This window comes from Paenibacillus monticola (genome assembly GCF_009664975.1).
Classification (GTDB): Bacteria; Bacillota; Bacilli; order Paenibacillales; family Paenibacillaceae; genus Paenibacillus_AQ; species Paenibacillus_AQ monticola.
The window spans coordinates 1-21,966 of sequence record NZ_WJXB01000006.1 but is presented as its reverse complement, the minus strand read 5'-3'; the positions used below and the strand labels follow the sequence as shown (position 1 = coordinate 21,966).

16 protein-coding genes are annotated in these 21,966 nt (G+C 47.0%); 15 read left to right on the top strand and 1 reads right to left on the bottom strand.

The genetic code is table 11. From position 1 onward, the window contains the following. Window positions 1–13: 13 nt before the first annotated feature. The 6 genes from GJB61_RS16970 (at window position 14) to nagZ (GJB61_RS16945) (ending at window position 8,249) form a co-directional block, all read left to right on the top strand. Window positions 14–907, top strand: coding sequence for a carbohydrate ABC transporter permease (locus GJB61_RS16970; RefSeq protein WP_154120042.1), 894 nt, complete (start codon window positions 14–16; stop codon window positions 905–907). Window positions 908–964: 57 nt separating this feature from the next. Continuing rightward, a complete protein-coding gene (locus tag GJB61_RS16965) occupies window positions 965–2,632 on the top strand; it encodes an extracellular solute-binding protein (protein ID WP_154120040.1) in 1,668 nt (555 codons plus the stop codon). Window positions 2,633–2,751: 119 nt separating this feature from the next. Continuing rightward, window positions 2,752–3,744, top strand: coding sequence for an N-acetylglucosamine kinase (locus tag GJB61_RS16960; protein ID WP_154120038.1), 993 nt, complete (start codon window positions 2,752–2,754; stop codon window positions 3,742–3,744). Continuing rightward, window positions 3,729–5,042, top strand: coding sequence for a 6-phospho-beta-glucosidase (locus GJB61_RS16955; RefSeq protein ID WP_154120036.1), 1,314 nt, complete (start codon window positions 3,729–3,731; stop codon window positions 5,040–5,042). The genes GJB61_RS16960 and GJB61_RS16955 overlap by 16 nt, the downstream gene beginning before the upstream one ends. Before the next feature lie 24 nt (window positions 5,043–5,066). Further along, entirely contained in the window at window positions 5,067–6,614 is a 1,548-nt protein-coding gene (nagZ, locus tag GJB61_RS16950; RefSeq protein WP_154120034.1) for a beta-N-acetylhexosaminidase, read from the top strand. Window positions 6,615–6,635: 21 nt separating this feature from the next. Next, window positions 6,636–8,249: a beta-N-acetylhexosaminidase gene (gene nagZ / locus GJB61_RS16945; protein WP_154120033.1), complete on the top strand. Its 1,614-nt coding sequence runs from the start codon at window positions 6,636–6,638 to the stop codon at window positions 8,247–8,249. Here nagZ (GJB61_RS16945) and GJB61_RS16940 read toward each other — a convergent pair. Further along, window positions 8,239–9,345 (bottom strand): PocR ligand-binding domain-containing protein, encoded by a 1,107-nt coding sequence (locus GJB61_RS16940; RefSeq protein ID WP_154120031.1) that lies wholly within the window; start codon window positions 9,343–9,345, stop codon window positions 8,239–8,241. The genes nagZ (GJB61_RS16945) and GJB61_RS16940 overlap by 11 nt on opposite strands. 213 nt (window positions 9,346–9,558) lie before the next feature. On the opposite strand from GJB61_RS16940, the gene GJB61_RS16935 reads away from it, so the two are divergent. The 9 genes from GJB61_RS16935 to GJB61_RS16895 all read left to right on the top strand — a co-directional run. Then, the gene (locus GJB61_RS16935) at window positions 9,559–10,698 is read left to right on the top strand and encodes a glycerol dehydrogenase (RefSeq protein ID WP_154120029.1); all 1,140 of its coding nucleotides are present in this window, start codon (window positions 9,559–9,561) and stop codon (window positions 10,696–10,698) included. Continuing rightward, a complete protein-coding gene (dhaK, locus tag GJB61_RS16930; RefSeq protein ID WP_154120028.1) occupies window positions 10,699–12,462 on the top strand; it encodes a dihydroxyacetone kinase subunit DhaK in 1,764 nt (587 codons plus the stop codon). 129 nt (window positions 12,463–12,591) lie between these two features. Then, the gene (locus GJB61_RS16925) at window positions 12,592–14,739 is read left to right on the top strand and encodes an alpha/beta hydrolase family protein (RefSeq protein ID WP_154120026.1); all 2,148 of its coding nucleotides are present in this window, start codon (window positions 12,592–12,594) and stop codon (window positions 14,737–14,739) included. A 370-nt stretch (window positions 14,740–15,109) separates the two neighbouring features. Next, window positions 15,110–16,204 (top strand): glycosyltransferase, encoded by a 1,095-nt coding sequence (locus GJB61_RS16920; RefSeq protein ID WP_154120024.1) that lies wholly within the window; start codon window positions 15,110–15,112, stop codon window positions 16,202–16,204. Continuing rightward, window positions 16,201–16,803 (top strand): glycerol-3-phosphate acyltransferase, encoded by a 603-nt coding sequence (locus tag GJB61_RS16915; RefSeq protein WP_154120022.1) that lies wholly within the window; start codon window positions 16,201–16,203, stop codon window positions 16,801–16,803. Before GJB61_RS16920 ends, GJB61_RS16915 begins: the two co-directional genes overlap by 4 nt. A gap of 364 nt (window positions 16,804–17,167) precedes the next feature. Next, window positions 17,168–19,138 carry a serine hydrolase domain-containing protein gene (locus GJB61_RS16910; protein ID WP_154120020.1) on the top strand — a complete coding sequence of 657 codons (1,971 nt, stop codon included), beginning with the start codon at window positions 17,168–17,170 and terminating at the stop codon, window positions 19,136–19,138. Window positions 19,139–19,194: 56 nt separating this feature from the next. Continuing rightward, window positions 19,195–19,869 carry a response regulator transcription factor gene (locus GJB61_RS16905; RefSeq protein ID WP_154120018.1) on the top strand — a complete coding sequence of 225 codons (675 nt, stop codon included), beginning with the start codon at window positions 19,195–19,197 and terminating at the stop codon, window positions 19,867–19,869. Beyond that, a complete protein-coding gene (locus GJB61_RS16900; RefSeq protein ID WP_154120016.1) occupies window positions 19,866–21,218 on the top strand; it encodes a HAMP domain-containing sensor histidine kinase in 1,353 nt (450 codons plus the stop codon). Before GJB61_RS16905 ends, GJB61_RS16900 begins: the two co-directional genes overlap by 4 nt. A 553-nt stretch (window positions 21,219–21,771) precedes the next feature. Further along, the coding region (locus tag GJB61_RS16895) for a hypothetical protein (protein WP_154120015.1) at window positions 21,772–21,966 on the top strand (195 nt) is incomplete at its 3' end.

The window sequence follows — 21,966 nt, the reverse complement described above, 5'->3', positions numbered from 1 at the left end:
GAGGCGAGCTTAAATGAAATCCTCTACCGGCGATAAAATTTTGCTATCGTCAATATACACTCTGCTGGCCCTCCTGGCATTTCTCTCCTTTTATCCATTCTGGAATGCCGCTGTTATTTCCTTTAACAACGGAACAGATACAATGAAGGGCGGCATTACTTTTTGGCCCAGACAATTTTCGCTGGAAAACTACAGGGTAGTTTTTGAAGACAACCGTCTGATTAACGGGTTTATCATTTCCGTATTGAGAACGGTCATAGGGACTATTTCTTCTATTGCCGTTACCGCTATTTTTGCATACGGAATGAGCAAGTCAGAACTGATCGGCCGCAAGCCCTATATGGTGCTCTGCGTAATTACGATGTACTTTAGTGGAGGTTTGATTCCTACCTTTCTCCTGATTCGTGAGCTCCATATGTTCAATACATTCTGGGTCATGGTCATCCCAGGTTTGATCAGTGTATGGAATATGATCATATTCCGAACCTTTTTCAAAGGCATCCCGGCAGGATTAGAAGAATCGTCCAAAATCGACGGTTGCTCTAACTGGGGAGTGCTGTTTCGGATCATTCTGCCTCTGTCGGGTCCTGTTGTAGCCACACTGGCACTGTTCACCGCTGTTTCTCACTGGAACGATTGGTTTACGCCCAGTATCTACATCAGTGATAGCACATTGATGCCCATCCAGACCAAATTGCAGCAAATCCTCAACTCGAATATTATGAGCGAACAGATGGCTCAAATGGATTCGGCGGCTCAGGGGCGAATGAACAGAATGAAAGCCGTAACGAGCAAATCGTTGTCAATGGCGACAATGATGGTTGCTACTCTCCCGATCCTGTGTGTATATCCCTTCGTGCAGAAATATTTTGTCAAAGGTGTAATGGTCGGGTCTCTGAAAGAATAGCAGGCATGAGGCGAACGCTTTAACGTTGAACCGGAAAATCGAAGGGGGAATTTTGAAATGAAATCTGCTAAAAAAATGGCCTTTTCCTTAGCTACTGTTCTCACACTTACCATCGGCTTGACGGGATGCTTGAATGAAAATGTTCCATCAGGCTCCAATACTACGGCCAAACCGGCCGGTACGGATGCACCATCGACCAACACTGCCGCGGATGGGGTTTATGTTCTTGGAGAACAACCTTTGGAATTTTCATTCTACGGTCATTATGACTGGTATACTATGCCGAATTGGGGCGAGGATCCTTCATCCAAATGGATTAAGGAAAACAAGAAGGTCAATGTCCTTCCAATCAGCTCAGGCGGCAACGCGAAGCAGAAGCTCAGCACAATGATCGTATCAGGTGAAATGCCGGATGTAATCTGGATGGAACGCGGAGCGGATGTTGAACAGCTGCGGCAGGCTGGGGCACTTGTTCCTTTCGATGATTATTTGGACAAATACCCAAACCTAAAAAAGTGGGCGGGAGAAGAAACGTTGAATATGCTGCGGTCCGAAGACGGCAAGTTATATCAATTCCCGAACTGGTATACTACTCAGCCCAATGGGAACACCGGATATTTGGTAAATAAGAAAATTTATAATGAGCTTGGTGCTCCGAGTCTGGAAACAACGGAAGATCTATACCAATATCTGCTGCAGGTAAAACAGACTTATCCTGATGTCGTACCGTTGGAAGTCGGCCAGGGGGCAGAAGGCATTGACGTTATATCATCGGCATTCGCTGAAAATCGCCCTTATCAATACAGCTCCCTTAGCATGATGGCTATCCCCAATGGAAATGAACTGACATCGGTGTTTACTGATCCTGTTTTCCGTGAGTCTCTGGTCTATGCTAACAGACTGTTCAAAGAACGGTTGATTAGTCAGGATGCATTTACACAGAAGCTGGAACAGGTTGAACAGAAGATTATTACGGGCAGAGCGGCTGTATATGCGGCATCCAGTCCAACTGAATTTGGTGCAATCGGCAATTCGCTGTTAAAGGCAGAGGATCCGGAAGCAGGCTACATTATGGTCTGGCCGATTCATAAGGAAGGGCTCGACAAGAATAAGATTTTCCCCGGCTCCTATAATCAGTTGGGCTGGAACGTTAGTGTAATCACCACGGCGGCTAAGGATCCGGAAGCTGTATTCGCTTTCCTCGATTGGTTTACTGGACCTGTTGGTCAGCGGACCGTTATGTGGGGACCTGAAGGCTTGTATTGGGACGGAACGGATGATGAAGGAGCTCCCCTTTTCACCGATGCTTTCACCTCAGATACTAAGGGACGCGATGAGTTGATGAACTCCACAGTCAACCTGCAATGGAACGGCAATACAGTATATGTGGACAATTCCAAAATGAAGTTTGAGTCAACGCTGCCTGATGAACTGAAGAGCTGGGAGACGAAGTGGCAGTCGGAGATTACCTGGAAAACGCAGTATGATACGACGCAATTTGTAAACCTGGCGCCGCCTGGAGATTCCCAGGAAGGGATTATCTCGCAAAGCGTGGGCGAGATTTATGAAAAAGCCAGAGCCCAGGCTGTCCTTAATGCAGGCAGTGAAGCGGAAGTTCTAGCTATTCTGGACAAGGCAGAGCAGGATGCTCAAAAGGTAGGGTATGCGGAGCTGCTGGCGTTCAAGACGACAAAATGGCAGGAAAACCTGAGTAAACTGCAGTAATGCAGCGTGTAACCACGAAAAAATAATGCCATCAACACTACAACACTGAGCGTGTCGGTTCCGGTTTGGAATAGAATTTGATATTCCGGGTCCAACACGTGATACGGGAGCGGAAGAATTTGAACTACTATTTGGGCGTGGACGGTGGAGGCAGCAAGACATTAGCGGTCATATCAGACCAGAAAGGAAACATTATAGGTGGTGCGACGAGCGGATGCGGCAACCATCAGACCGGAGCCGTGAATGCCGAACAAAATATCCGGCAGGCGGTGGATAAAGCACTGCGTTCGGCGAATTTGACCAAAGAGCAGATCACCTATTCCGTATTCGGGCTGGCGGGAGCTGACCGGGAGGCCGATTATCAGATTTTGCGGCCGATGATATTAGGCCTTGGGATGCAGCGGTATCACATTGTCTGTGATACGATCATCGGTCTGCGCGCCGGAACGCGGCAGTCCCACGGCGTGGTGGTGATCTGCGGGACAGGAACCAACTGTTACGGAATCAACAGAATCGGGCAGGAGCTGCAGGTTGGCGGCTTCGGTTATTCCTTCGGCGATTTCGGCGGTGGAGGCGATCTTGCAGTGGAGGTGTTCCGCTCGGTTATACGTGCTTGGGAAGGGCGAGAACAACCAACGAGGTTATCTCAAGCTACGCTAACGCTGCTGGGATTCGCGTCGACAGAAGAAATGTTCCATCATTATTTGGATCATGGTTTGCGCGTTCCAAATAGAATCGCCAAACTGCTGTTTGAAGTAGCTGAACACGATGGAATCGCGAGAGATATTTTGCGCAGGCAGGGTCGGGAGCTGGGTATTGCTGCAAGTGCGGTTATCCGTAAATTAGGCATGCAGCAGGACAACTTTGATCTGGTGATGGCTGGAAGCATTCTGACCAGAGGGGAGAGCCGTTATATTGTCCCTTTTATCGAAGCGGAGATTACCGGATTGGCTCCAGGCTGTAGACTGACGGTGCTTACTCTTGAGCCTGTGGCGGGCGCGTTGTTCATGGCGATGGAACGTAGCGGCGGTTCTGTGGAAGAAACGGTTTATGAAGCGTTAGACCATCAATTATCTGTAAAGGCGGCGAATGCGGTATGGATCAAAGACTGAAAGTGGCCGTGATTGGCGGAGGTTCCTCTTACACTCCGGAGTTGATTGAAGGCATAATCCAGAATTATTCTACATTTCCCGTAAGTGAGATCGTACTGGTCGACATTCAGGAAGGACTTCGCAAGCTGACGATTGTTGGACAGCTTGCGAAGCGAATGGTCGCTAAATCGGGGCTGCCGATCGAAGTGAAGCTGACACTTGACCGCCGTTCGGCACTGGCGGGAGCGGACTTTGTCTCGACTCAGATGCGCATCGGCATGCTGGAAGCCCGCGGGTGGGATGAGACAATCCCGTTGAAATACGGCATGATTGGACAGGAGACGACAGGTCCCGGAGGCATGATGAAGGCGCTGCGCACGATTCCGGTATTACTGGAGATAGCCAAGGATATGGAAGAGTTGTGTCCGGATGCCTGGCTGCTTAATTTCACAAATCCGGCAGGTATGGTGACCGAGGCGATCACTAAGCATTCTAAGATTAAGTCGATCGGTCTGTGCAATTCGCCGATTGCTGCTTATAAATGGCTGTCGTCATTGTACGAGGTTCCGGCGGACCGTATCTACTGCGAATTTGCGGGTCTGAATCATCTGCACTTTATCAGCAAGATCACCATTGACGGGGAATCCAAGCTTCCGGAGCTGCTGGCCAACAGGGATGGGTATTCGGCTCGCAATGTGCCGCAGTATGAATGGAACGCTAGTCTGCTGCGTTCGCTTGGGGCGATTCCTTCGTATTATTTAAAATATTTCTATCTGCACAGAGAGATACTGGCAGAGCAGCAGGTAGCGGCAGCCAAAGGTGAAACCCGGGCGGAAATCGTGAAACGGCTTGAAGATGAGCTGTTCGAGCTGTATCAGGATGTGAATCTGGCTGAGAAGCCGAAGCAGCTTGAACAACGCGGCGGAGCTTATTACTCGGAAGCCGCTGTCCGGCTAATGAATTCGCTGTATAACAATTCGGGGGACATTCAGACGCTCAATGTGGCAAATCAGGGAATTCTGGATTTCTTGCCGGATGATGCCTGCATCGAGGTGAACTGTAAAGTACTGAAGGATGGGCCAGTTCCGATGCCGGTAACATGGATACCCCCGGCGGTCAAAGGGCTAATTCATGCCGTCAAAACCTATGAGCAGCTTGCGATTGAAGCGGCTGTCAGCGGCAGCAGGGATACTGCACTGACAGCATTGGCCCATCATCCTCTGGTACCGTCTGTCAATGATGCGGAAGCCATGTTGAATGAAATGCTGGAGAAGAATAAGGCTTATCTGCCGCAATTCTTTCAGCATATTGCACAGTAAGCAGAGGAAGAAGATGAACACTCCATGAAACAGACAGCTATATCAGCCTTGACACTTGAGCAAAAGGCGGCGCGTTTATGCGTCGCCGGTCTTCCTGTCCTGAGGATGGATTCGGAATTTGAAGAAAGGCTGCTCCGTCAACCCTTTGGTGGAATCGGCTTGTTTCCGCATAACATTGAAGATGAAGAACAGCTTCGCGAGCTTGTCGGGGGTATAATGGATTCAACCCATAAGCAGGGATTGCCTGCGCCTTATATGATATCCATCGATGAAGAAGGGGGCAGCCTCTCCAATCTGAAACGATTTTTTCCACAGTTGCCGAGCAATCGTGCGGTTGGATTGACCATGGACCCCGGGGCTGCTTATCAGCAGGGGAAGTTGATCGGCAGCCAGCTTTCTGCGCTGGGTATTCCAATGGATTGGGCGCCTGTACTGGACGTTAATACGAATATTGCCAATCCCGTCGTCGGGATCAGGTCTTTCGGTGAAGAGCCTGCGCAGGTTGCTGAATTCGGGGCCGCTTATATCCGCGGCATGCATGACGCCGGCGTCGCCGTAACGTGCAAGCATTTTCCCGGTCATGGGCAGGTTGACGGGGATTCCCATATTGAGCTGCCCTTTTGCGGACTGACACTGGAAGAGCTGCGGCGAGGGCCTCTGCTGCCGTTTAAGGCAGCAATTTCGGCGGATACAGATGTCATCATGATGGCACATATCGTATTTCCGTCCATTCTCGAAGCGGAAGATTTACCTGCTTCGTTAAGTCCGTTCTTCATCACCCGGCTGCTGCGGGAAGAGATGGGTTATGAGGGAGTCATCTGTACGGACGATGTGGAAATGGGGGCGATCCGTAATACCTACGAACCAGAATTCATTGGTGAAATGGCGATCAAAGCCGGGAATGACCTGATACTCATGTGCCACACTCCGGATTTTCAGACACGTGTTATTCAGGGGATTGTGAACGCAGTTTCCGAAGGGCGGATTCCGGAGTCGAAGCTCAATGAATCACTGGTGCGGATCGAACGGCTGCATGAGCGGATGCGGTTTTACCGCCATGAGGCTTCTCCTATACCGCAGGCAGAGTGGGAGATTCAAACCGCCGGGTTAACCCGCCGCACGTTGATGCTGGAAAGCGATCCGCAGAAGTTGCTGCCACTGCAAAGAGGCAAACGCTATGGATTACTGTTGCCGCAGCCTGAGCGATTGACGATGGCGGATAATTCGCACACCGGAGTTATCCAACTGAAGATGCGGCTGGAGTCCAGAGGATTGGAAGTTTCGGAAGTGGTAATTCCAAGCAATCCCGATCCGGAGGATATTGCATATGCGATTGCGCGAATGGAAGATTGCGATGTCGTCATCCAGTTAACCTTGAACGCGCATATCTTTATCGGTCAGCTCGCACTAGCCGAAGCAGTGGCGAAGAGTAAACCGCTGATTGCGGCAGTTCTGCGTAATCCATACGATGCGCAGCGGCTTCCGAAGACGGCCGCCCAGATTCTAGTCTGTTCTACATCAGAATACTCGCTGGAAGCTTTGGCCGATCTGCTGACAGAGTGTACAGAATAGTACAAAGGGGTTGACTAGCTAATGAGTGCTGCATCAGAACAAAGCGGAGAAATCCGGAAGAAGGTCGGGCAGATGTTTATGTGCGGGTTCATGGAAACCCATCCAAACGAAAATATACTCAAGCTGATTACAGATTATAACCTGGGTGGGATCATCTATTTCCGGCGAAACATTGGCACGCCCGAAGAAGTGTATGAATGCTCGGCGAGCCTGCAGCGGGCTGCGGCAGAACCGCTGCTGATTGCGATTGATCAGGAGGGCGGGATGGTCGCCCGAATAGAGGACGGGATCACTTTGATGCCAGGCAATATGGCGCTCGGAGCGACCCGTGATCTAGAAGGTGTCCGTGAGAGTGCGAGAATTGTCGGCTCGGAGCTGCGTCATCTGGGAATCAATATGAACTTTGCGCCGTGTGTAGATATTAATAACAACCCAGCTAATCCAGTAATCGGTGTCAGGTCGTACGGAGAATCCCCAGAGCTTGTCGGGGACATGGGAGCGGCTGCCGCGGACGGCTATCAACAGGCTGGGGTGGCCGCGACGATTAAACATTTCCCCGGACATGGGGATACGGATACTGACTCGCATCTGGGACTTCCGTTTATCCGTCATAACCGGCAGCGGCTGGAAAAAATTGAACTTGCGCCTTTCCGCCACATCATCGAAACAGGTGTGGATGCCATTATGACTGCGCATGTCGTCTTCCCGGCTTACGAGGAGCAGGAAATTCCCGCGACCTTGTCCGAAAGCATTCTCACCGGCCTTTTACGGGAGGATATGGGCTTTGAAGGCGTCATTGTGACGGACTGCCTGGAGATGAACGCAATCTCAAAGACCGTTGGCGTCGGGCGGGGAGCGGTAATGGCTGTACAGGCGGGGGCCGACCTGATCCTCGTCAGCCACCAGTTCGACTGGCAGGTCGAAGCTATCGAAGCGGTAATTGCAGCAGTAGAGCGGGGTGACATTACTGAATCCCGGATTGACCACTCGATCCGGCGATTGCGGGATCTCAAAGCGAAACGCGGCATTCATAAGGGGGAACCTCAAACCTTCGTGTCGATTCAAGATCATCTGGGCACAAAAGCTTCTTATGAAGTCGCGCAGGAACTGAGTGAACACAGTATTACCCTAGTGAAGGACGAAGGACAACTGCCACTGGCAGCAACTGAACGTACCTATGTAATCTGGCCGGAGGTCCACACCCCTCATGAGGTGGTAGAGGCGCTGCAAGAGAAGATGACGCTGGGCCGGGTATTGCTGGATTTGATGACCGCAGTTGAAGAGAGAATCATCGACGTCGATCCTTCCGAAGAGGAGATTGGACTTGTGCTTGCCGAGAGTCTCGCATACAACCAAGTGGTGGCAGTGACGTACAATGCCGGATTCTCTTCCGGCCAGCAGCGGATTCTTGAAGAGCTCACCCAAAGAGCAGGGGTTAAGTTGATAGTCGTGGCGGCCCGTGATCCGTTTGATTATTCAGCTGTCCCCGAAATCCGCACGTATCTTGCTTGCTATGAGAACAAACCATTAGCAATGCAGTCCGTTGCCAAAGTACTGACCGGTCAACTTCAGGCTCGCGGTGTGCTCCCGGTAACTGTGGGTGGCTACGCTTATGGCACGGGAATCACTGTTTGATTATTTCTCGAAGAAACGGATGCGGTCCATAAAAGGACGGCAAAGCTGTTTCTTCTTTTTCTATCTGGTTCTCTTTATAATATTTTCGATACAGTGCAGGTGTTATCTCCTCGAATTTCTTAAAGGTCTTAATAAAATAACCAGGCTCATTAAAGCCAAGTTCATCACTGATTTGCGCAATCGGCATATCGGTTACTTCTAACAGCTGTTTTGCCCATTTAACCTTGAGCCGGGCCAAATAACTCGAGAAGTTCTCCCCGGTTTCTTTGGCAAACAGTCTGCTAAAGTAGCTGGGACTTATATGACATAGCGTAGCCATATGTGTTAATGAAATATTTTCACTTTTGTGATTGTAAATATAGTCACCGGCCGGTTTCAAAACGGAGTTTGTCCAAACATTGGAATCATTTGAGTTTTTTAGAAAGGCCTCTGCAATAGCATTGGTCATTTCTTTTTTTATAGATTCAATATTTTTTATCGTGTAGCCAGGCAGTATGGTGGAAATATTTATGCCTTCATCGTTTCCTGCAGCTTTTTCGAACATTTCAACAAGCAGATTTTTGTTAAGTGCTTCCTCAATAATATAATTGCAGAGCAGAAATAACATATTGGAGATTTTGATGACTTCTTCATAAGTCATGGTAGGGATATTATCATAATATTCCTTCAAGTTATTCGCCTTAATATGATGTGATGATTTGTTCATCGAGGTTACAATTTGCTCCAGGTCCTTGCCGTTTTCTGGATCTGAAAGCTTTACTTGTCCTGCCATAACTGCACCGATGTATTTATCATCAATGGTGATCGGAATCGCAATATCCACGATATTAAAATGGCACAGATAAACGTAAGGCGCATTTAAGCGAACCGCTTCTAGACCCCCACGAGAATCACACTTTTGACAATAAGGCAGCAACTCAGGGTCCTTGCGTACATTTTGACAGAAGGCCTGGCAGCTGCTGTGACTTGTCACTGGGTTGCCTTTATAATCAACGGTGAGAATAGCGAGTTTGGTAACGGTTGCTAGAGAGTCCTGAAGGCGCTTCCATTTATTCAGATCTAATATTTTATTTATACGTAATGATTCCTGTATCATAAAATTACACCTCCGCAGCAAGAATGAAGTATGAATAGCTTTAAGTTGAGCTAAAATGAGGAGAATGGTGAAAATTTGAGAACCGAGCACAAAAAATTACAACTGAAAATTATAATTATTAGCTATTAAATTCCACTTTAAAGAGTCAATACCTGCTATATACTTTAATAAATGAATAATTAAATTTCATGAAAACGGGAGGATATGAACATTATGAGAAAAGCATTCATTAGTCCGTCAAAATATGTGCAAGGCGAGGACGAGTTATTAAATCTGGGGTATTTTGTAAAATCATTTGGATCATCTGCCCTGTTAATTGCCCATCCGGACGATGTGTCGCGTGTAAAGGATAAGCTGGAGGCGACAGCTGAAAGATTTGCAGTTACCTTTATTGGGAGCGATTTCAATGGGGAATGTTCGCGTCAGGAAGTAGCCAGATTGCAGGGAATTGCCAAGGAAAAAGGTTGCAGCTGTATTATTGGCTTAGGCGGAGGCAAAGCGATTGATGCGGCCAAATGTGTAGCTGAGGGTGAGGCTCTGATCATTTGTCCAACGATTGCTGCCACAGATGCACCAACGAGTCATTCGGCCGTGTTGTATACGCCGGAGGGGGCTTTTGATGATTATGCGTATTTCAAGCAAAGTCCAAGTGTTGTTCTAGTGGATACGACGGTTATTGCTAATGCGCCAACACGCTTCCTCGTATCAGGAATGGGCGATGCCTTATCTACTTATTTTGAAGCAAGAGCGACTGCCAAATCCTTCTCCAGAGTGAATGCCAGTCTTCCAATGGGTTCAAGAGAAGGGTTCACTGCTCCGGCTGTGGGCACTCATGCGGCACTTGCGCTGGCGACTTTATGTTATGAAATGCTCCTGAAGGATGGAGCCAAAGCAAAAACTGCCTGTGATTGTAATATGGTTACACAAGCCTTAGAGAATATAATCGAGACGAATATTTTATTATCCGGGCTTGGCTTTGAAAGCGCTGGCTTGGGTGGGGCACATGCGATCCATGATGGCTTAACGATCCTCGAAGGGACACATGCCTTTTATCATGGTGAAAAAGTTGCCTTTGGGACGATCGCCCAATTGGTGCTGGAGAACGCCCCGACTGCGGAGCTGCATCAGGTACTGGATTTTTGTCTGGAGGTAGGATTGCCGGTGTGTCTGGCCGATATCGGCGTAGAGCATATTACTATGGAGGAACTGCTCCAAGTAGCTGAAAAGGCCTGCATTCCGGAAGAATCTATTCATGCTATGCCATTCCCTGTCACCGTAAAGGAAGTTGCAGCGGCGCTTGCAACGGCAGACCGAATGGGCAAAGACTATAAAGCGCGCCGGGAGGCCAAGTAAATGAAGAAGATCATCAATAAAACGGAAGATATAGTGATTGAAATGTGTAACGGTATGGTTATGGCTCATCCGGAGCTGGAATTTGTGAAGAAGTATAAGATTATCAAGAAAAAAGAAATCAATCAGAACAAGGTTAGCCTGATCAGTGGTGGTGGCAGCGGTCATGAGCCTGCACATGCAGGCTATGTTGGCAAAGGGATGCTGGATGCAGCTGTATGTGGAGATATATTCGCTTCGCCGTCCCAAATTCAAGTGTATCAAGCCCTTAAAGCAACTGCTGGTAACAAAGGTGCTCTGATGATTATTAAGAACTACACCGGGGACATGATGAACTTTAGAAATGCTGCCTTTATGGCAGAAGAAGATGGGCTGCAAGTGGATTATGTTGTAGTGAATGATGACATCTCAGTGCAAGATAGTTTATATACAGTAGGGCGCAGAGGAGTTGCGGGAACCGTATTGGTCCATAAAATTGCCGGGGCTGCAGCAGAAGAAGGACAGAGTTTGCAGCAGGTGAAAGCTGCAGCAGAGAAAGCAGCTGCAAATGTGCGCAGTATCGGTTTCGCTTTAACTTCAAGTACGGTTCCTGCGAAGGGCACGCCGACGTTCGAGCTTGCTGAAGATGAAATTGAATATGGCGTGGGTATTCATGGGGAGCCAGGGATTCGGCGGGAAAAAATGGCCACAGCCAATGTGTTAGCCAAGCGAATGTTGGAAGCACTTTTAGCAGACTTAAAGATCGATAGCAGTAAGTCTGCCGAGATTGCATTATTAATTAACGGTTTTGGTGGAACGCCTTTACAAGAGCTGTATCTATTAAATAACGCAGTTGCGCGAGAGTTGGCACAACACAAAAGCATTAAGGTATGTGTAACATTCGTCGGGAACTACATGACAAGTATTGATATGGCTGGGGCGTCCGTAACCCTTATGAAATTGGATGAAGAACTGAAAGCGCTGCTGTTCAAAGAAAGTGATACACCTGCCTTCAAAGTTTCAGGACCTACAGATAGTGTCCAGTATGTTGGAATCACCGATGCGGGTACAGAAGAAACTTCTATTTCCTATGAAACTGAAACACCAGCAGAATATTCCGAAATGAAGGGCAATACGATCACGCTGGACAATATGGTTTATCTGGTAGATAAGATGAGCGAAATTATTATCAAGAATGAAGTTCCTTTCTGCGAGCTGGATTCCCAGGCCGGTGATGGTGATTTTGGGATGAGCATTGCCAAAGGCTTCCGGCAGTTGAAACGAGAGTGGAAGCAGATTCTGACGGATGGCCAGATGGACATTGGAAGCTTTTTGAATGCATGTTCATTGGTGATTATGGAGTATTGTGGAGGGGCGTCTGGTCCAATCTGGGGTTCCGCGTTCCGGTCTGCGAGCAAGGCTGTTGCTGGAAAAAAAGAATTAACCATAGCTGAATTTGCTGATATGATGCAGGCAAGTGTACAAGGCATCCAATCTACGGGTGAACGTTCGTTTGGACGGGGAGCTGTGGTCGGAGATAAAACACTGATTGATGCTCTGGTGCCTTGTGCAGATTCCTGGTCGAAGAGCAGTCAGACTGGAGATGACTTCAAATCCGCATTTGCGAAAGGTGCTGATGCAGCCATTGAAGGAGCTAAGAAAACAGAAGATTTCGCGGCAAGAATGGGACGTGCAGGCACCGTTGGAGACAGAAGTCTTGGTTATCCGGATGCCGGAGCATATGCGCTGGGCGTTATTTTCAAAGAGCTTTCCGAACAAATGAAATAAATATATAGCGGTTGTGGAAAAGGTTTCAGCGTTACGATACTTAGCGCTGATTTACCTGCGATAAGAGATGATAACGCTTTCATATAGGATGTGCTGATCGATATAACTATGACAAAGGAGAAATCTATAATGAGGAAAATGGGTTCGTTTTTAAAAAAACCACAGGGCTTGCTGGCCCTATCTTTAGTGTTAATCATCATTGGCAGCCTTTTTGCTAGTATGTTTAACACCTCATTTTATTCAGTGAATGTTAAAGAAATTACATTTAAGGCGGACCACGGTACACTCTCCGGGTTGCTCTATATGCCCAAAGGAGCAGGTGCAGATGATCCCCGACCGGTGATCATCACGACACATGGATATCTGAATACCAAAGAAATGCAGGATGCTCCTGCGATTGAAATGTCCAGAAGAGGTTATATCGTCTTGGCATTGGATATGTATGATCACGGTGATTCCCGCTGGGACAATGACATACCGGTGAAAGATCTATTCGGTACCTTTTGGATCTATTCCCAATTTGACGCATCGAAGTACATTTTCCAACAGGATTACACCAAAAAGGATGATAGCGGTAATGCATATGTCGCTGTCAGCGGCCATTCCATGGGCGGCTTCTCCTCCTTGCTGGCTATGTATATGGACGAACTAAACTCTTTGCAGACTGGCCAGCGCATGATTTATGCAGGAATTTCAGCAGGCGCCGATTTCTCTTACTCTACGGCAGTTGCTCCTCAGGACCAGCTTCAAGCGGCATTTGGCAGCCGTACAGTCGGGATGATTGCCGGTAAATATGATGAGTTCTTCTTCAATAAGTCTGACGGTGAGAAAAGTGCTGCCGAGAAGAAAGTGCAAGGTACAGTTACGAGTAAGGATTTCGCGTCAACCCTCTCAGGCAAGATGTTCCTCGGTCTTTCTGCGGATAAACAGGCAGCTGAGAGCAGCAAGTTCTACACGGTGCAATCTGGCGAGTTAAGTCTCGACGATTCTGTGGTACGTCAATCACAGGCGGGTGAGCGCATCCTGTTTACACCTAACCAAACTCACCCATGGAACCACTTTTCCAAAACTACAACAGCCCATTTTATTGATTTCTACGCCCAAGCATTTAAAGGTGTGACTTCTCCAAATCAGACAAATGTTGATCTTGGTTCAGGCCATCAAATCTGGTGGTTAAAAGAAGCCGGCAACTTTATTGCCTTAATCGGTTTCTTCCTAATCATAGTTCCACTTATCAGCTTGCTGCTGAAAGCTCCATTCTTGAAGCGCTCAGTCACGGCATCCATTGCAACCGTAAGTGCGCCATCAACCGGTAAGCAGAGAATCGTATACTGGGCAGCTATCGTATTCAGTACCTTAATCCCGGCCATTTTGTTCCCAACACTGATGGATAAACAAGCGAATGGAATGAATGTCCTTAGCACGATTGCCGTTATTTTGCTAGTTGCTTGTGTAGTGGCAGCAGTAGTAGGTTTTAGTCTGGCGAACACCCAAAAGGCAACCCCTGAACTCCGTTCCAATATGAAGAATATTGGTTATGGAAGTGCGCTGCTGGCAGTAGTTGCAATGCTGATGTGGCTGATCTTTAACAATGCAAATCATATTCTCTCAACAAGTTCTTTCTTTAATGAACCGACAACGAACCAGGTAGCTTATTGGGCGATTGTTTCCGGACTAATTATTGCATTCCTAACATTTGCTTTCTACTTTTTCTCGAAAAAGCCGGCAGGTACGAAATTCAGTGACTATGGAATCAATCTTAATATAGTTACAATTATCTCCAGCTTATGTACAGCACTTGCTGCAGTATTTTTGGGCTATCTGCTGCTGTTCACGGTACAGGCGGTATTTGGCACAGACTTCCGAATCTGGACCTTCGCCGTACGAACCTTTCAAATAGAGCATTTGATTACCGCGCTGCGGTATATGCCATTTTTCCAAATTTACTACTTTGTCAGTGTTGTGGCGCTGAATGCGAATACACGAGGTCGAAAAGGAGATTATATCCTGTCCATTATTCTGAATGTGGGTGGGCTTATCCTTTGGATGGCAGCTCAATACGGTAAGGATTTTATTACGGGTGTTGCGCTTTACCCAGGGCAAGCCTTAAATGGTATATTGCTGTTCGCATTGGTACCATGCCTCGTATTGGCGGCAATATATGCCCGTAAGATTTTTGATAAAACCAACAATGTGTGGCTAGCCTCTTTCTTGAACACTCTATTGTTCACAATCATTACCGCAGCTAACACTGCAATGTTCTGGAATCTTATTTAATCTTGAGAAGCCACTAGAGAGCAACACAGATTGTCAGTGAGATAATGAAGCACCCGCAGAGATGATCTGCGGGTATTTACCGTTAAATGGCTGCCATACATACAAAAATCGAGTGGATAATAAGGAAGGATATAAGGAAACCGATAGGCTGATCCATTGAAGTGCGGTTATTCGTCTCATAGCCGAGGGGAAAACCAATCAGGAGATCGCTGCGGAATTTATAATACTGTAGTTCGGTCTTTTTAGAACATTTAATTTTACCCACTCGAGATTAGCGGGCATGTAAGGACAGGACATGGAATAACCTATTGTATATTGTCTACTGAATGGCTCTTATCATTCCAGCTACTTTAGAGAGACGGGGTTGATCATGGGTCTTTACTTGTTCTTCGTCATTGGCTGCCTTTCGGGTATAGTACTGTTTCGCAGAAAGCTCATTCCCCTGGGTGCGGAAGTGAATCCAGGCAATGAGAAATTGTCTATCATTATTCCGGCAAGAAATGAAGCGAAGAATCTGTCCAATATACTGGACTCTCTCCGGGCTCAAACGGTTAAGCCTTATGAAATCATTGTCGTTGATGATTGTTCGGAGGATCGAACCAAAGAAATTGCCGCAAGCTATGGGGTTACAGTAATTGAGAACCCAGCTTTACCTGTGGGCTGGACGGGGAAAACTTGGGCGGTATGGAACGGATTCCTGAATTCTTCGGGCGACACGATCGCTTTTCTGGATGCGGATATTCGCCTGTCTACGCAGGCGCTGGAATCTCTGCTGAAAGCACGGGCTAAAGCTGGTGGCGTGATTTCAGTTGTTCCGTTTCATCAAACGGAGAAATTTTACGAGCGCTTGGCGTTAATTCCTAATATCTTGGGTGTGTTTGCCTTCACCTCGTTGTTTGAACATAACAATCCAAGTAAAGGCCTATACGGGTCCTGCATTATCACCTCCAGAACTGATTATGAAACAATCAATGGACATAGCAGCATACGCTCCGAACTATTGGATGACCTGAATTTGGGTGCTCGCTATCGGGAGGCGGGTATCCCTGTCACCAACTTTATCGGACGCGGTCTGGTCTCCTTCCGCATGTATCCGCAAGGCCTGAAGAGTGAATTACAGGGCTTTGGCAAGGGAGCGGTATTAAGCACAGCTAAATTAAGCATCTGGACAATTATGCTGGTAGCGCTATGGTTTCTGGGGCTAATTGCTTCGTTAGGTGCGATTTTTCTCTGGAATACATCTTGGGCATTTCCATTGATCTTTGGATACATGCTCTATGTGTTTCACATCTATTATTTGGTCAGAGATGTGGGTTATTTCGGGAAAATTATGCCATTCCTCCACATTTTCTCTACACTCTTTTTCCTGGCCGTTCTTCTTTATTCAGCGTACCAGGTCCTATTTCTGGGGCATGTGTCGTGGAAAGGCAGGGCGATTGAAGTAGGGGGCCAAAGAGACAAATGATTATTTTGCTGACTCTTGTGGAGTTTCTGTGCGGATCTCTTATGTTCTCGTATTGGCTGGGCCGACTTGCCCGTAAAGATCTAAAGACGGTAGGGGATGGCAACCCCGGTGCGTTCAACCTGTGGAGTGCTGCAGGATATAAACTGGGCCTAGCCGGTGTCCTGCTTGATTTCATGAAGGGGTATCTGCCCCTCGCCCTGTTCATCGAGAGCGGGATGATGCAAGGATATGGGATAGTGCTTATTTCAGCAGCGCCTATTGTTGGGCATGCTTTCTCACCGTTTATGAAATTTAAAGGGGGAAAAGCAATTGCCGTCACCTTTGGTGTCTGGAGTGCCCTAACCCGGTTTGAGGTATCCCTTGTTTATGCAATCATCTTGGCTATATTGCTCGCCATATCTACTATAATCAAGAAAGGCAAGCCAGTTTCGACGGAAGCCAATGCGTTTCAGGCTGTATTCGGGATGCTGCTTGTATCTGTATATTTGTACCTCAGGAATTTCTCCACGCCGTATTTCTGCTTTTGGTTCCTAAATTTACTAATATTGAGCTATACAAATAAAAGTAAAATTGCGGTTTATTGTAAAAGAAAAAACTAGCATGGATCTTATCACACCGTTTTTCAGCTTTTGAGCTGGATAGGGTGTTTTTTTCCTAGAGACTTTACGGTCAGGAGCTGCTCCTGAGACAAGCTAATGAGATGAGTATGAGATTGCGCTCCCATAGAACTTTTCACAGTCCAGTAACGATAACCTTCCTACCCGTAGGGAGGTTTTTCGATATGTGAATATACGATTGTTACGCGCATTATACTTTTGTCCGTCCACTTAAAATTCAATCTGACGACTCTCCGCTTTTGTGAGTACCAGCGAGGTTCACTCTCCGTTCATATGTTTATGATATGCTTTCAATTAAATAGCGAGAGTTAGTTATCAATAATACACTGAATGTTGGAGGATTATCATGTCATCATCTATAAGGAAAATATTATGCACAAAGATTTTACTGGCGTTACTGGTTGCTACGGTTGGGGCGAGTTTGTTAGGGGCTCAAACGTCCGCATCGGCAGCACCTCCAACAGCTACATTACTATCCGTTAAACCGGAGGGACCAGCGGCGGATTTGAACGACCCCGCTCAGCTATCAGCATTCATTGATGGGATCATGGAAGGGCATATGGACAATTTCAAAATTCCAGGCGCGGTCATCTCAATCGTCAAGGATGGGAAAATCCTGCTCTCTAAGGGTTATGGACACTCCAACGTCGAAGAAGCCACACTAGTCGATCCCGAGACCAGCCTATTTCGGATCGCTTCGACAACGAAGCTGTTTACTTGGACGGCAGTGATGCAATTGGTCGAGCAGGGTAGAATCGATCTTGATACTGACGTCAATACCTATTTGGAAACAGTGATCATACCAAAAACCTATCCGCAGCCGATTACTATGCGTCATCTCATGACCCATACCGCTGGGTTCGAAGAGGGGGGCGTCGGTTATCAAATTACTACGGATCCTAAGAAGCTGCCGGTTTCGATTTCTGAAACTCTTGCCAAACATATGCCAGCTCGGGTCATGCCTCCAGGCGAGATGATGTCCTATTCGAACTATGGCGCTTCGTTGGCGGGATTAATCGTCGAGGAAGTTAGCGGAATTGCGTATAATGACTATATCCAGAAAAACATTTTCGATCCGCTCGATATGAAATATGCCACGGTTCAGGAGCCTGTTCCAGCGTCTTTAGAGCCCTACGCAGTGCTCGGATATGCCAGAGAGAACGGCCAATTCGCAACCAGGCCGCCTACGTTCGAAGGAGGATTTCGCCCCGCGGGATCAGGATCCGTCTCAGCAGATGATATGGCTCATTTCATGATCGCCCATCTTCAGGACGGACGTTATGGAGACCAACAAATTCTCGAACCCAAAACTGCCCAATTAATGCATTCGCCGGCTTTTGTATTTAACAAGCATTTACCGGCAATGGACCTTGGCTTTTCCGATCTGAACATGAACGGTCTCCGCGTTATTTCCCATGGGGGCTCCGACGAGCTATTCAATACGGAGGTTTATCTTGTACCCGATAAGCAAATCGGAATTTTCGTTTCCTATAGCGGTGGTGACGGTGGAGCAGCAGCGACAGGATTGGCGCGAGCCTTTTTCGATCGTTACTTTCCTCTGCAGGAAGTCAAGCTGTCTCCTGCCTCCGCTGTTCTTGGGAATTCCTTGCAAAAATACGCAGGTTCCTATCAATTTACACGCCGTAACCACAGTGATATAGATAAGTTTTTCAATTTCCTGGTCAAGCTTAACATTACGGTTTCCGATAACCGACTATCTATTGGAAGTGGAGCGGATCAACAAGTTTATGCTCCAATAGGACCAGATTTATTCCAAGAAGTCGGAGGCACCCATAAGATGGGATTCCGCACCGATGCATCGGGAAAGGTCACTTATCTGTTTCTTGATGAACTTAATCCCATGCCGCTTGAGCCCACGCCTCTGATCGATCAACCCAAGTTCTGGCTTCCTTTGCTGGGAATATCGGCAGTTCTGTTTATCACTGTATTGACGGGGTTCGCTTATCGCAGACGTGAAATCAAAGTGATGCCCAAAGCGCAGAGGTGGGCAGTTCGGGTGTCGGTGGCTACCGCTGCTTGGGCGCTAATGACGTCGGTCGCGACGTTCGTCGTGGTGTTGAACATGGGATTGATTGATCGGCTTAGCCGCATTACACAATCGTTAAATCTCTACTTGTTCATGCCCATCATACTTGTGGGATTGACCGTGGTGATACTGGCTTTAAGCGTAATGGCATGGAAAAACAAGTATTGGACCGTGCTGAAGCGTGTGCATTACACGCTTGTGTCGCTATCGGCAGTTGTAATGAGTTTGTTTTTTTATCATTGGAATCTATTGGGATGGCATTTTGGTTGAAGCAACAATCCGCCCATTCGGGAGGAACACGATAGAGATTGGAGGAGTGTATTCTCATGGCCAAAATCCTTATTGCGGATGACGATGCGCTCATTCGCGAGCTGATCACCTTATTTTTGCGAAAAGAAGGATTCGAGATATTGGAGGCAAGCGACGGTGCGGAAGCGCTAGCGATTGTGGAAAATTCTCAAGTGGATTTGGTTATCCTCGACATTATGATGCCCCAATTAGACGGCTGGGAGTTGTGCAGGGAGATCAGGAGCGTAGATTCCAATATCCCTCTCTTGATGGTCACGGCCAAGGGAGAATCGGGGCATAAGGTGAAGGGGTTTGAGCTTGGAACAGACGATTATTTAACGAAGCCATTCGATCCGCTCGAGCTTGTGATGAGAGTGAAAGCGTTGCTGAAACGTTATATGATTGTCTCTTCACAAACCATACAGCTGGGCGGCATCGTACTGAATCGCCGTGGCTTTCAAGTTATACGTGGAGATGAAACGCTTAATCTGCCGTTAAAAGAGTTCGAGCTACTGTTCAAGCTGGCTAGCCAGCCCGGGCAAATTTACACCCGGGAACAGTTGATCTCGCATATTTGGGGGAAAAGCTACGAAGGTGATGACCGAACCGTCGATGTTCATATTAAGCGGTTAAGGGAAAGGTTTGCCGGTGATTCGCAACATTTTCAAATTGAAACGGCCCGTAGTCTGGGGTACAGGTTAGTGATTACATGATTAAAACCTTATACGTCCGTATTATTTTCACGTTTCTGGTAGTCATTATCTTCAGCTTAGTGTCCTCTTTCTTTATTGCGCACTTTCTATTCCAGAAAGAAATAAACCATATAGGACAGAACGACATGATTGCAGTAGGAGAGGATATTATAAGTCTCTATAAACAAACAAGACCTGATGAAGTAGATACGTTCATAAAACGAATGGTGAAGATATCCTCCTATCCGATTCATATGTATAACGCTTCCGGCAAGGTAAAGATATATGGTTTACCCAAAACGAATATTGTCAAAATAGCGCCAGAAGTGGTTCGTCAGGTGCTGGGGGGACAATCTTATACGTCTCCCGCTAAGGTAGAACAAACTTTCATAGGTCTTCCCTTTTTATTTGACGGGGAGCCGCATGCCATGTTTATGCAGTTCTCCCCACAGAACGAAAATGTCCTTAATCGGATGATGCTGCTCATGTTACTGTTTGGCCTGCTGATTGGAAGCCTATGCATTCTCATTGCGGCCCGGTATTTGGTGAAACCGATCCAAGCCTTGACGCAAGCGACCAAACGACTTGCAAAGGGCGATTTCGACGTGGAGATAAAAACGAAACACGTTGACGAAATGGGAGCCCTAACTCGTAGCTTTAATGAGATGGCGAGCGAGCTTAAACAGCTGGAGCAGATGAGGCAAGATTTCGTTTCGAACATCTCTCACGAAATTCAAACCCCGCTAACGTCTATTTCTGGTTTTGCTCTGGCCATGAAAAACAGCAACTTGGTAGCGGAGAACGAGCGTAATTATTATCTAGATATCGTTATCGCGGAGAGCGGAAGACTATCCAGACTTAGTGATAATCTGCTGAAGCTCGCTTCGCTAGATTCGGAGCATCATCCATTCGAGGAGATTACATATAACCTCGACGAGCAAATCAGGCTAATAGTTGTTACTTGCGAGCCCCAATGGTCGGCCAAGGGCATTCGCATCGAGTTAGAATGGGCTGAGGCAGTCAAAATAACGGCAGATCGGGACCAGCTTAACCAAGTATGGATGAATTTACTCGGCAACGGCATCAAGTTTACCCCTGTGGGTGGGCATATCGAAATACGTATTACCCATTCGGTGAATGAAATTTTCGTCGCCATAACCGACTCGGGAATCGGAATAGCACCGGAGCAGCTCGATCATGTTTTCGAACGGTTTTACAAAACAGATCTGTCGCGGAACCGTAACATTGGCGGTAATGGTCTAGGACTTGCCATTGCCAAGAAAATCGTGAGTCTTCATCATGGAAACATCGAGATGAAAAGTCAGGTAGGCCAAGGTACGACAGTGGTTGTTCATTTACCTATTCGATAACGGAAATTAAATATTGGCAGAACGGGATTGAAACGGGAAGAGAATAACTGAATAAGGCCGTTAATTCACCGTTTGGTGTTTGGCGGTTTTTTCCTATGCGATATAATCCGTAATAGGCGTCACCCTTTTTCACGGCTATTTTCGGACTATTTTATAACAGTGTCCAGCTGTATTTACTTTCAACTCCTACCCAGCTACACCGGCTTCGCGATACCGGAAGAACGATATTGCTGATCAAGGGGGAAGAGGGATTTATTAATTTGCAGGTCAAAATCAAGCTGATGTCAGAGATACCTGATGTCAGCTTTTTTAGTGCGCCCAGCATGGGCGCTATCTCTAGGGTTAAAGTCCCGAATGACGAAAGAAGGAGTTTCCAGTCACCGATTTTGAGTATTTGGGATATACCCCATAGACTGAATAATCGCAGACTGGTCAAATGGGCAATGTGTAAATGCGAGAGGTTCACGTACAGTTCCGATTGTATATCATTTGTCGTTTATTAGGATTGAAGAGAATACATAATTTCCACACATTCTTACGTTAGGATGGAAAAATGGAATGGGTGTTTTTAATTGTTCTTATTCTTGCTGTTATTCCATTCATTCTGGGCTTTATTGTTCCAGTTCTGTTGTTCGCATCGATATTGGCTAATAAGAAGCTTCTTCAAGTACTCAGTAAGGACTTTCTGATCTCTCCAAAAGTATTGAAAAGAATCATAGCAATCGTGACAATTCTAATGGGACTGTTA